Source organism: Pseudophaeobacter sp. 1A09344 (genome assembly GCF_041008745.1).
Classification (GTDB): Bacteria; Pseudomonadota; Alphaproteobacteria; order Rhodobacterales; family Rhodobacteraceae; genus Phycobacter; species Phycobacter gallaeciensis_A.
On record NZ_JAXGFS010000015.1, the window covers coordinates 25,446 to 37,406 of the forward strand.

Here is an 11,961-nt window from a genome sequence, read left to right on the forward strand (position 1 = left end):
GGCTTAGCGCTCCTTCAGCTTCACGGAGGCGTTGTAGATGTTCATCACCATCGAGATGACCAGCGATGCCGTGAGATAGAACAGCATCAACAGGAGCACGCATTCGATTGCGCGTCCGGTCTGGTTGAGGGTAATGCCGCCCAGGGTCGCGGTGATATCCGCATAGCCCACGGCGATCGCCAGCGAGGAGTTCTTGGTGATGTTGAGATACTGCGAAATCAGCGGCGGAATGATCACCCGCAGCGCCTGAGGCAGAATCACCAGGTTCATGATGCGTCCGGGCCGCAGTCCCAGCGCGGCCGCCGCTTCGGTCTGGCCCTTGGAGATCGCCTGGATCCCTGCCCGCACGTTCTCGGCGATAAAGGCACCGGTGTAGATCGAAAGTGCGAACCACAGTGCGATCAGCGGACCGCCGATCTTGATACCGCCCTGGAAGTTGAACCCTTTGAGTGCGGGAACTTCCCAGGTCAGCCCCATGATGAGCATCAGCAGGATGAATGGCACCAGCCAGACGCCCAGCACCATCAGCAGCGTCTTGGGGCGCACGCCGGTGGCTTCCTGTTTCGCGGTCGCCCAGGTCTCGATCCGGCGGGTGACGAACAGCGAGCCGATCAGAACCGCCAGCACCAGAACCCAGTTGAGCGCGGTGGAAGCAAACAGACCGCTCTCGAACCACGGCATCGGAATGTAGACACCCCGGTTAGTGAAGGCGAAGAGATCCAGTAGCATCGTCGAATCCGGATTGTCACCGCGGAAGGCCCGCGGTCCCGGCAATACGGCGGTCATGATCGTAAAGATGATGATGATCCAGATCAGAACCGGAATGTTGCGGAAGATCTCGACGTAGACCGCCATCAGCTTGGAGACGAGCCAGTTGTTGGACAGGCGCAGAACGCCGGCGATCACGCCGAAAATCGTCGCCGTAACGCAGGCAAGGAAAGCAACCAGAAGCGTATTCAGAACGCCCACAAGGGCGGCACGCCCGTGGCTGTCCTGGTTGTCATATTCGACAAGCCGCTGGTTGATATCATAGCCGGCGGGATTGCCCAGAAAGTCATAAGAGATGTTGAGGCCCGCGGCGCGCAGGTTCTGGATCAGGTTATTCCCCAGATACCAGATCGAAAGTGCAAGCAGGAGCGCGGCAATCGCCTGAAAGGTCAATGAACGATAGCGGGTATCGTTGATCAACATAGACAGCCGGAACCCGTCCTGTGGAGGGTCAGAGAGAGTTGACATGTAAAGAGATCCCCGAGGCTACAGATCTGTGTCCCGGCAGGGTTTTCCCCTGCTCCGCAGAAATCCGAAGCTCATTTTTTTTCAGATAGGAAAAGGGCGCAGGATGTCCTGCGCCCTCTCCGTTTTGTGCTTACCGGAACGGCGGCGAGTACAGCAGACCACCTTCGGTCCACTGTGCGTTCAGACCACGGGCCAGACCGATCGGGGTGTCCTCACCGATGTTCTTGGCGAAGATTTCGCCATAGTTACCGCCAGCGGCGATTGCGTTTTTGGCCCAGTCAGCCGACAGACCCAGCATCTCGCCCAGGGTACCTTCGGTGCCCAGCAGACGGTTGATTTCGGGGTTGTTGGTGCCTGCGGACATTTCAGCCAGGTTGGCCGAGGTCACGCCCAGCTCTTCGGCGGTGATCAGAGCGTTGAGGGTCCAACGGACCACGTCGCCCCATTCGTTGTCGCCGTGGCGGACAAGCGGACCGAGCGGCTCTTTGGAGATGATCTCGGGCAGCAGCACGTGGCCTGCCGGATCGTCAAAGGTTGCGCGGGTCGCGGCCAGGCCGGATGCGTCGGTGGTGTAAACGTCACAGGCGCCAGCCAGATACTGCTGCTGTGCTTCCGCGTTGGTTTCGATCGGAACCGGCTCGTAGCTGATGTTGTTCGAGCGGAAGAAGTCCGCCAGGTTCAGCTCGGTGGTGGTGCCGGTCTGGATGCAGACGGTTGCGCCGTCAAGTTCCTTCGCCGAGGAAACGCCCAGGTCCTTGGGAACCATGAAGCCTTGGCCGTCGTAGTAGTTCACGCCGGTGAATTCGAACTTCAGATCAACGTCGCGCGAAAAGGTCCAGGTGGTGTTACGCGCCAGCATGTCGATTTCACCCGAGGCCAGAGCCGTGAAGCGGGTTTTGCCGGTGGTCGGCACGAATTCAACAGCGGTCGAGTCGCCCAGAGTGGCCGCAGCAACAGCGCGGCAGACGGCGACGTCAAAACCTTCCCATTCCCCATTCGCATTCGGAGCAGCAAAACCGACCAGACCGGTGGTGACGCCGCAGTTCAGTTTGCCGCGGGCTTTCACATCGTCCAGCGTACCGGCAGCAGCTGCACCAGCTGCAATCCCGGCCACGGTCAGCGCGCCCAAAAATACGGATTTGTTCATTTTTACCTCTTCCTGATGTTCCACCTGTACTGGTGGTTTTTTTCCGCCGTTAGCCATACCGGAACGACGGGATCTAGGGAAAACACCTAAATCACAGGGAAGTTTGGGCGGATTCATAAACAAACGTCAAGGGTTGGATCACCAAATTCGATGGACGCATAGCGAACAGGGGGGCGATTGTTAAAATTTTTCGCTCAACCGTCCCGCTGTGATATTTCCTGTCTCACGTCCTATCCCGGCGGCTGTCTCAACCCGAGAAATCGTAGAACCGTTTAGCGTGCAAAAAAGAATCACGCTTCAGCTCTGCTGTGGTTTGCGCCTCTTCATCGACGCCCCACTGCTCTTCCTGCCAGCGTTCATCCAGCCGGGACAACTGCCAGATCTCCTCGGCGTCGCGCCAGTCCATAGCGGCAGCAAAGCCCAGGATCAGAGACCCCGACATCCCCACGAGATCGTGAAACCCAGCGAGCTGAAATGGGGTCATCCCATGCACCCGGGCGCGCAGGTCAGCAATAGTGGCCGCATCCTGCGGCTGATGAAGAACACCGCTGCGCTGATACAAGCGTGCGCCCAGCGCCTCATGCGCCCAGTCGAGCGCCGGATCCCATTCCTCGGCCTGACGCGCGACCAGTTCCTTCGGGCTATCGGCCCGGTAGCACAGCAAATCGGAATCGCCATATTCAGCCAGCATATCGGCCACTTCGGCGTGCTGATGTGTCACCTTGTCGATGGCAGCATTGGCCGAGCGGGTAAAAGGCATGGTGGCGGGATTAACCGATTCGGTCTGCGCGTCCCACTCCGCTGCGATGGCTTCGGCCATCTGCTGCGAGGGGACTTCAAGCAGAGCCTTTGCCGGGGTTTTGACCCGGCGCCCGTCCAGCTCGACGGTATAGCCGTCATCCGTCTCGGCGATTGCCGTCGCTTTCCAGAATCGTTTCGGTGCCCATTCGCTCATTGTCTTATGCCTTCCAAATCTTCTCTAGCAGCGGTTCCAACTCGGCAAAGCTGCCAATCATGTGGTCCGCCTGCAGCCGCTCTGCCGGGTGATAACCCCAGTCCACCGCGATGGTGGTGACCCCGGCCGCGCGGCCCATATCCATATCAAAGCTGGTATCGCCGATCATCACCGCATGGCGCGCATCCACTCCGGTTTCAGCGAGCGCCGTCAGCACCATCGAGGGATGCGGTTTGGACGGGTGGTGATCGGCCACCTGCCGGGTCACGAAACAGTCCAAATCATGCGCCGCGATCAGCGCATCGAGGCCCCGCTGTGATTTCCCGGTCGCGACACCCAACAGGTATTCGGGCACCGCGTGCAGGGCGTCCAAAGCCTCCCGTGCGCCCGGAAACAGCGGCGAGTGCCCCGCCCCTGCAGCCTGGCGCGCCGACATATAAGCCTGCTTGTAGCCATCCACCAACGCAGCCTGTGCCGTTGTTCCCGCCTCGGGCGCCAGTTGCGCCATAGCCTGCGGCAGGGACAGCCCGACAATCGACAGGACCGCATCGCGCGAAGGTGCGGGTAAATTGACCGTCGCAAAGGCCGCGCTCATCGCGCTGGTGATGGCCGCCTGACTATCGGCAAGGGTGCCGTCCACATCGAACAGCACCAGCCGCAGCGGGGTACTCATAGGAGGCCCTCGAACGGATCCTCCGCCGCCAGATCCTCGGTCCAGCCAAAGGTATCCCAGCTGTCTTTCATATGCTCGGGCAGCTCTGCGGTGACCGAAATCTGCTTTTTCGTCACAGGATGCTCAAAGGCCATCCGGCGGCAATGCAAATGCAGCTTCTTGCTGATGATGCCACCCAGTTGTGCGCCCCAACCGTCGCCCAGGTTTTCCTGACCCGAGCCACCGTATTTGCCATCGCCGACAATCGGATGGCCGATTTCGGCCATATGCGCGCGCAGCTGATGGGTGCGGCCGGTGACCGGCTCCATCGCCACCCAGGACGCACGCCCCGCCACCCGGTAGAGCGTGGCATAAAAGGTATGCGCCCGCTTGGCGCCTGGCGTGCTGTCGATCTCGGAAGGGTGCACCGCGATCATTTTTTCGCCTTCACCGCTGCGGCCATGACCGCCCGCCTTTACAAGACCGGCCTTGATTTCGCCCAGGTAAGGCGTCGGCACGCCGGCAACCAAGGCCCAGTAGATCTTGCGCGTGTTGCGGTGACGGAAGGCGGCGGTCAGCGCCTGCGCGGCTGCCCGGGTGCGCGCCAGAACCAGCACGCCCGAGGTATCCTTGTCCAGCCGGTGCACCAGTCGGGGTTTTTCGTCATAGCCAAAGCGCAGAGCCTCGGACAGGCCATCCACGTGTTTGGTGGTGCCACTGCCCCCCTGCACCGCCAGCCCGTGCGGCTTGTTCAGCACGATGACATCGTCGTCTTTGTAGATCACGCAGTCGCGGATCATCTTGGCATCCGCTTCCGAGATCCGCCGCTTTTCCGGCGTGATCGGCTGGTGATCAGCCGACGGCAGCGGCGGCACGCGCACGGACTGCCCGGCCTCAACACGGGTGCTGGCCTTGACCCGGGCACCGTCGATGCGCAGCTCACCCTTGCGGCACATCTTCTCGATGCGGCCCTGGCTGACATGCGGAAAAAGGCGCCGCAGCCAGCGGTCCACGCGCTGGTCCGCATCCTCTTCGGTGACGGTGATTGTCTGAACGCCGCTCATGCGAAAACTCCTCTGGCGGCCATCAGGCCCAAAAACAGACCGCCAACAGACAGTCCCACAGACAGCACAATATAGAGAGCCGCCTGACCCATTGCACCCCGTTCGATCATATTCGCCGTCTCAAGCGAGAAGGCCGAGAAGGTCGTGAAGCCACCCAGCATGCCAGTCATCACAAAGGGGCTGAGATGGGTCAGCCCCTTGTGTGCGGCGGTGACAGCAAAGACCCCCATGATGAAGGAACCGATCACGTTGACGGTGATGATCGCCAAGGGAAAATCGCCATGGCCGAACAGTCGGACCACGCCAAGCCCGGTCAGATAGCGGCAGGCGGCCCCAAGGGCGCCGCCGAGGGCGACATATAGAACGGTGAGATACATGCGCGGTCTGTCGCGCGGCGGGCCACGGATGTCAAGTTTTCAACGCGCAAGGCGGCCAAACGCAAAATTCATGCCAACCTTCCAGTGGGTGGATGTCTTGTCAGACCTGCACGCCCCCTTAGTTTGTCAGCCATCCACTGGGAGGAGACCCTTATGCCATCTCGCCGTTCCTTTCTCGCCAGCCTTGCCGCGCTGCCGCTTTTGCCCCGCAGTGGCTGGGCCGCGGCGCCGGTTCAGCTTGCGCTGGCGCCCCTGCAGCAACAGATCGCGCCCGCGCAATACGGCAAGACAGATCTTTGGGGGGTGAACAGCAGCATGCCGGGACCGGCCCTGCAGGCCAGGCAAGGGGACCGGCTGAAGGTTCAAGTCAACAACGGGCTGCCACAAGAAACCTCGATGCACTGGCACGGCATCCGCATCGAAAACGCCATGGACGGCGTACCGGGGCTGACGCAGGACCCCATCGCGCCGGGCGCAGAGTTTACCTATGATTTCGCCCTGCCGGATGCCGGGACCTATTGGTACCATTCCCACGCCCAGTCGGTAGAACAGGTGGAACGCGGCATTCAGGGCCCACTGATCGTGGCCGAACACGACGCCCCCGATGTGGATCAGGATCTTGTACTAATGCTGGATGACATCCGCCTCATGCAGGATGCGGCGGTGGACCCGGTGTTCGACCACCCCCACGACATGTCCCACGCCGGGCGCATGGGCAATGTGATGCTGACCAACGGCCAGATCGAGGCGCGCTACCCCGTGCAGCAGGGCGACCGGCTGCGCCTGCGGCTGATCAACAGCGCCAATGCCCGGATCTTTGCCCTTGGGCTGCAGGGGCTGACAGGTTGGATCATGGCTTATGACGGCATGCCTCTGACAGCGCCAGAAGATATCCCCGACCAACTGCTGCTAGCGCCTGCACAGCGGATCGACCTGATCGTCGATGTGACGGCCGACGCGGGCGAGGATGCCTTTCTGGTGCAGTTCGAACGCGATGGCGGTTACGCGCAGGCGAGCTTTCCGGTCTCTGCCGGAACCAAGAGCACCCGCAACATGCCCGCACCGCTCCCACCCAACCCGGACCATGCGATCACCCTCGGCAATGCGCGCAGTGCGACCCTGCGCATGGAGGGCGGCGCCATGGGCGGCATGCGGGCCGCTGAGTGGCAGGGGGAGACGCAAGGCATGCGCTCGCTAGCGCAGGCGGGTCAATTCTGGGCGCTGAATGGCGTGGTCGGGCGACCGGACGCCCCGCTTGTGCGCGCGTCCATTGGCGAGACGGTCAAACTCACCATGATCAACGACACCGCCTTTCCCCATGCGATGCATCTGCACGGCATGCATTTTGCCGAAGTCCTGCCGGGCGGCAGGCTTGGTCCCCTACGCGATACGCTGCTGATGATGCGCGGGGAGACGCGGACCGTCGCATTCAACGCCCACAACCCCGGCAAATGGCTGCTGCATTGCCATATGCTATCGCATCACGCGGCGGGCATGGGCACCTGGGTCGAGGTCACCGCCTGACCTGATCCGCCCGTCACCCGGTCAACTGTTCCGCTGTAGCCGCAGCTTGGCAAAGAACTCGGTCCGCCGTTTCAATTCCCGTTCAAACCCGCGCTCGACGGGCTGATAGAGAACCGGGCGTTTGACGCCTTCGGGGAAATAGTTCTGCCCGGAAAAGCCATCCTCGGCATCATGATCATACTGGTAGCCCGCGCCATAGCCCTGTTCGGTCATCAGCTTAGTCGGGGCATTCATGATATGTTTCGGTGGCGGCGTGCTGCCCGTTTCCTTGGCCAGACGCCGGGCGGCCTTGTAGGCCATGTAGCCCGCATTGGTCTTTGGGGCGAGTGCGAGGTAGATCACCGCCTGCGCCAGCGCCAGCTCCCCTTCCGGGCTACCGAGCCGTTCGTAGGTCTCCCAGGCTTGCAAACAGACAGCCTGCGCCTGTGGGTCCGCCAGCGCGATATCCTCGACCGCCATCCGGGTCAGCCGCCGGGCCAGAAAACGCGGATCCTCGCCGCCCTCCAGCATGCGCGCATACCAGTAAAGCGCCGCATCGGGATCCGAGCCGCGCACGGATTTGTGCAGCGCCGAGATCAGGTTGTAATGCTCCTCGCCGGATTTGTCGTATTTCGCCGCCCGCCGCATCAGCCGGGTCGCCAGCGCCTCGCGCCCGAGCGGCGCCTCAACCCGCCAGGCAGAGACCTGTTCGATCAGATTGAGCAGCGCACGCCCATCGCCATCCGCCATTTCCTGCAGGGCGTCGCGCGCATCGCCGGTCAGCGGCAGCGCCCGGCCGAGTTCCTTCTCGGCGCGCTGGGTCAGCAGTTCCAGATCTGTCAGCGGCAGGCGTTCCAGCACCAGCACCTGCGAGCGCGACAACAGAGCGGCATTCAGCTCAAAACTCGGGTTTTCGGTGGTGGCCCCGACCAGAAGGATGGTGCCATCCTCCATATGGGGCAGGAACCCGTCCTGCTGCGCCTTGTTGAAACGGTGGATCTCATCAACGAACAGCAGCGTCCCCTGTCCATTGGCGCGCCTGTGCTTGGCCGCCTCGAACACCTTCTTCAGATCCGGTACGCCAGTGAAGATGGCCGAGATCTGCACGAAATGCAGATCGGTTTCCTTAGCCAGAAGCCGCGCGATGGTGGTCTTCCCCACCCCCGGCGGCCCCCAGAACACCAAAGAGGACAGTGATCCCGATGCCAGCATGACACCCAGTGGTGCCTCCGGTCCCAGCACCTGCTGCTGGCCGATCACCTCGGACAGGGAGCGCGGGCGCAGACGGTCCGCCAGCGGCCTGTTCGGTTCTTCGCCGCCCGTGGGCTGTGGCGCGTCGCTGTCAAAAAGATCTGCCATGGATCAGAGCCGGAAACGCAGGCTGACGCGCTGCCCGCGCCGCAACAGGTCGATAACCAGCCAGCCCTGCGTGCGGCCCATCAGATCAACGACATCCTGCGGCGTCGTGACAGCCTCGCCATTGATCCCGAGCAAGACATCGCCCCGCTGCAGCCCTGCCCGTGCGCCATAAGGCCCCGGATCGGCGATCACCACACCTTCGGCCGTCAACGGCAATTGCAAATCCACGATGAGCCGCGGGTTAATGCGCGCCACCGTCAGCCCGGGCAGTGGGCTGCGTTCGCCCAGTTGCACTGGGTCGGCCGCAGGATTGTCCGGGGCGCTGTACATCTCGACCCGCACCACTTTTTTCTCACCGCCGCGCCAGCGCGCCACGTCCGAGCTGCCGCCCAGACCTGCAATGGTCATGCGGAACACCATCTCGGACGGTGAATTTACCGGCTCTCCGTCCACCTCGATCACCACGTCACCGACCTCAAACCCGGCCTTGGCAAAGGGGCTTTCGGGGTGGAGTTCGGAGATTAGCATGCCTTCAGGGCGTGGCATCCCCAGCGAGGCCGCCAGATCCGCATCCACCGGCTGCCCGGTCATCCCAGCCCAGGGGCGCTGAAAGCTTTCCGCGCCCGCGCGGGCCTGATGCAGGAACTCCCGCACAAGATTGGCCGGAATGGCAAAGCCGATGCCGTTGGATCCGCCCGAACGGCTAAGGATCCGTGTGTTGATCCCGATGAGATCGCCATTCACGTCGATCAGCGCGCCGCCGGAGTTGCCGGGATTGATCGGCGCGTCGGTCTGGATGTAGTAACCAAACCCCTCGCCAGTACCGGTACCGGTGCGCGCCAGCCCCGAGATGATGCCGCTACTGACGGTCTGCCCCACGCCAAAGGGATTGCCGATGGCTAATGCCAGTTCGCCGACCTCGACCTGATCGCTGTTGCGCAGATTGAGGAACGGCAGACCCTCTGCATCCTCAAGCCGCAGGATCGCCAGATCGCTGGCCTGATCTGCGAGGACCACGCGGGCCTCATACTCGCGCCGGTCCGTGGTCACCACGCGGATTTCCGTCGCCATGCCGACAACATGATAATTGGACACCACGATGCCATCCTCGGCAAGGATCACCCCTGACCCCAATGAGTTCTGCACCCGGGGGCGAGGGTTGGAAAAACTGCGGAAGAAATCGTCAAAGAAGGGATCGCCCGCAAAAGGCGATGCCTGCGGCGCCTCGGTCACGATCTTGGCGTAGATATTGACCACTGCGGGGGCCGCCTGTTTCACAAGCGGCGCAAACCCAAGTGAAATCTCAGCCTGCGACTGCGGCACCCGCGTTTCGGCGGGGGCCTGCGTCCCCAAAGCAAGAGCCAGCATCAGAGCGGTCAAAACAGCGCGGATCATATCGCCTCCATTCCTCGGTCAGAACAGGATATGCGGAGGCTGGCAGCGGAATGCAAGCGCAGCAACGGCGCCAGTCGCGGTCCCCTGCCGGACCGGCACGCGAGGACAGAAATGAAAAAGCCCCTGCAGGCACAGCTGCAGGGGCCAGAATGACAGACCATTGTGGCCTGTAATTTATTATTCGTCGTCGGCAGCCGCTTCGGCTTCGGCAACGCGCGCCTTGTCGGCAGCGCCCTTGGCATTTACGTCGCGATCAACGAATTCGATGATCGCCATCGGCGCCATGTCGCCATAACGGAAGCCGGCTTTCAGGATACGGACGTAACCGCCCTGACGATCCTTGTAGCGCGGGCCCAGAACGTCGAACAGTTTCGACACATACTGGTCTTCCTTCAGACGCGAGGCGGCGTTCCGGCGGGAGTGCAGGTCGCCTTTTTTCGCCAGTGTGATCAGTTTTTCAATGATCGGACGCAGTTCTTTTGCCTTGGGCAGAGTGGTTTTGATCTGCTCATGCTCGATGAGCGAGCCAGCCATGTTTGCAAACAGAGCCTTGCGGTGCTCATGGGTGCGGTTCAGGCGGCGATATCCACGTGCGTGACGCATTTTCTAGTTCCTTCTAAAGGTTTTGCTTTGTCTGTCAGCCGATGCGTGTCAGCTGCTCTCCTTGGGGCGGGTTTGCCCTGATTGTCCCCACCAGCGTGGGCATTTGTAGTTGGGGAGGACTTGCGCCCTCCCCTTATTCTCAGAACGAATCTTCGAATTTCTTGGCCAGATCTTCGATGTTGTCCGGCGGCCAGTCCTCGACATCCATGCCAAGATGCAGGCCCATGCCCGACAGCACTTCTTTGATCTCGTTCAGCGACTTGCGGCCGAAGTTCGGCGTACGCAGCATCTCTGCTTCGGTCTTCTGGATCAGATCGCCGATGTAAACGATGTTGTCGTTCTTCAGGCAGTTTGCCGAACGCACCGACAGTTCCAGCTCGTCCACTTTCTTCAGCAGAAGCGGGTTGAACTCGAGACCATCGTCCTCGTCCTGGCGGCCAGCCGATTCCGGCTCGTCGAAGTTGACGAAGATCGACAGTTGGTCCTGCAGGATGCGCGCAGCATAGGCCACGGCGTCGTCCGGCGTCACGGAACCATCGGTTTCAACCTTCATGGTCAGCTTGTCATAGTCCAGAACCTGACCTTCACGGGTCGGCTGAACGTCGTAGGAGACCTTTTTCACCGGCGAGTAGATCGCATCGATCGGGATCAGACCGATGGGTGCGTCTTCCGGTTTGTTCTTCTCTGCCGAAACGTAGCCTTTACCGGTGTTGACGGTCAGTTCCATGAACAGATCCGCACCATCGTCGAGGTGGCAGATCACGTGGTCACGGTTCAGAACTTCGATACCGGCGCTTTCCGAGATATCACCAGCGGTGACAACTGCGGGGCCTTTGGCATTGATCGACAGGCGCTTGGGGCCTTCGACTTCCATGCGCAGCGACACACCTTTGAGGTTCAGGATGATGTCGGTGACATCTTCGCGAACGCCAGCGACGCTGGAGAATTCGTGCAGAACATTGTCGATCTGAACGCTGGTGATGGCTGCGCCTTGCAGCGAGCTCATCAGGACGCGGCGCAGTGCGTTGCCCAGTGTCAGACCAAAACCACGCTCAAGCGGCTCTGCAACGATGGTTGCCTGCCGTGCGGGGTCATTGCCCGGCTTCACGTCAAGCTGTGTCGGCTTGATCAGTTCTGCCCAATTTTTATGGATCATGCAGTCCCTCCATTCCTGTCCGTACCCCATGTCCGAAGGTGCAGACGCCCGAGGTTTAAAATGACGTACTGGGGCCCGACAAATCAAGCGGGGCCCCAGCGAAAGTCGTAAATAATTAGACGCGGCGGCGCTTTGGCGGGCGGCAGCCGTTGTGCGCGATCGGGGTCACGTCGCGGATCGAGGTGATGTTGAACCCGATTGCGGCCAGGGCGCGCAGTGCGGATTCACGACCCGAACCGGGGCCCTGAACTTCGACTTCGAGGGTTTTAACACCGTGATCCTGAGCTTTTTTGCCTGCATCTTCTGCAGCCATCTGCGCCGCATAGGGCGTGGACTTACGGGAGCCCTTGAAGCCCATGGTGCCAGCGGAGGACCAGGAAATCGCGTTACCCTGAACGTCAGAGATCAGGATTTTGGTGTTGTTGAACGAAGAGTTCACATGTGCAACGCCGGTGGCGATGTTCTTGCGCTCTTTACGCTTCGTGCGGGATTTATCGCGTGCCATTGATCAAAC

General features: G+C 61.3%; 12 protein-coding genes. 1 reads left to right on the forward strand and 11 read right to left on the reverse strand.

What is annotated here, in order from left to right:
• Positions 1 to 3 precede the first annotated feature (3 nt).
• From SM765_RS20170 to crcB, 6 genes are all read right to left on the reverse strand, one after another.
• Positions 4 to 1,236 (reverse strand): amino acid ABC transporter permease, encoded by a 1,233-nt coding sequence (locus tag SM765_RS20170; protein WP_065271438.1) that lies wholly within the window; start codon positions 1,234 to 1,236, stop codon positions 4 to 6.
• A 130-nt stretch (positions 1,237 to 1,366) separates the two neighbouring features.
• A complete protein-coding gene (locus SM765_RS20175; RefSeq protein WP_274836222.1) occupies positions 1,367 to 2,383 on the reverse strand; it encodes an amino acid ABC transporter substrate-binding protein in 1,017 nt (338 codons plus the stop codon).
• 247 nt (positions 2,384 to 2,630) lie between these two features.
• The gene (locus tag SM765_RS20180; RefSeq protein ID WP_368981777.1) at positions 2,631 to 3,338 is read right to left on the reverse strand and encodes an ATP12 family chaperone protein; all 708 of its coding nucleotides are present in this window, start codon (positions 3,336 to 3,338) and stop codon (positions 2,631 to 2,633) included.
• A gap of 4 nt (positions 3,339 to 3,342) precedes the next feature.
• Positions 3,343 to 4,011: an HAD-IA family hydrolase gene (locus SM765_RS20185; RefSeq protein ID WP_274838667.1), complete on the reverse strand. Its 669-nt coding sequence runs from the start codon at positions 4,009 to 4,011 to the stop codon at positions 3,343 to 3,345.
• Positions 4,008 to 5,054 (reverse strand): RluA family pseudouridine synthase, encoded by a 1,047-nt coding sequence (locus SM765_RS20190; protein WP_274838666.1) that lies wholly within the window; start codon positions 5,052 to 5,054, stop codon positions 4,008 to 4,010. Before SM765_RS20190 ends, SM765_RS20185 begins: the two co-directional genes overlap by 4 nt.
• On the reverse strand, positions 5,051 to 5,431 hold the full coding sequence (gene crcB / locus SM765_RS20195) for a fluoride efflux transporter CrcB (RefSeq protein WP_065271442.1): 381 nt from the start codon (positions 5,429 to 5,431) through the stop codon (positions 5,051 to 5,053). Before crcB ends, SM765_RS20190 begins: the two co-directional genes overlap by 4 nt.
• Positions 5,432 to 5,584: 153 nt before the next feature.
• On the opposite strand from crcB, the gene SM765_RS20200 reads away from it, so the two are divergent.
• Complete coding sequence (locus SM765_RS20200) at positions 5,585 to 6,955, forward strand: multicopper oxidase family protein (protein WP_274836219.1); 1,371 nt, start codon at positions 5,585 to 5,587, stop codon at positions 6,953 to 6,955.
• A 21-nt stretch (positions 6,956 to 6,976) separates the two neighbouring features.
• Here SM765_RS20200 and SM765_RS20205 read toward each other — a convergent pair whose 3' ends face one another.
• From SM765_RS20205 to rpsK, 5 genes are all read right to left on the reverse strand, one after another.
• Entirely contained in the window at positions 6,977 to 8,293 is a 1,317-nt protein-coding gene (locus SM765_RS20205; protein WP_274834270.1) for a replication-associated recombination protein A, read from the reverse strand.
• A 3-nt stretch (positions 8,294 to 8,296) separates the two neighbouring features.
• On the reverse strand, positions 8,297 to 9,688 hold the full coding sequence (locus SM765_RS20210; protein ID WP_274836218.1) for a trypsin-like peptidase domain-containing protein: 1,392 nt from the start codon (positions 9,686 to 9,688) through the stop codon (positions 8,297 to 8,299).
• Positions 9,689 to 9,865: 177 nt separating this feature from the next.
• Positions 9,866 to 10,291, reverse strand: coding sequence for a 50S ribosomal protein L17 (gene rplQ, locus SM765_RS20215; protein ID WP_274836217.1), 426 nt, complete (start codon positions 10,289 to 10,291; stop codon positions 9,866 to 9,868).
• A 139-nt stretch (positions 10,292 to 10,430) separates the two neighbouring features.
• The gene (locus tag SM765_RS20220) at positions 10,431 to 11,447 is read right to left on the reverse strand and encodes a DNA-directed RNA polymerase subunit alpha (protein ID WP_065271447.1); all 1,017 of its coding nucleotides are present in this window, start codon (positions 11,445 to 11,447) and stop codon (positions 10,431 to 10,433) included.
• A gap of 115 nt (positions 11,448 to 11,562) precedes the next feature.
• Positions 11,563 to 11,952, reverse strand: coding sequence for a 30S ribosomal protein S11 (rpsK, locus tag SM765_RS20225; protein WP_065271448.1), 390 nt, complete (start codon positions 11,950 to 11,952; stop codon positions 11,563 to 11,565).
• Between the last annotated feature and the right edge of the window lie 9 nt (positions 11,953 to 11,961).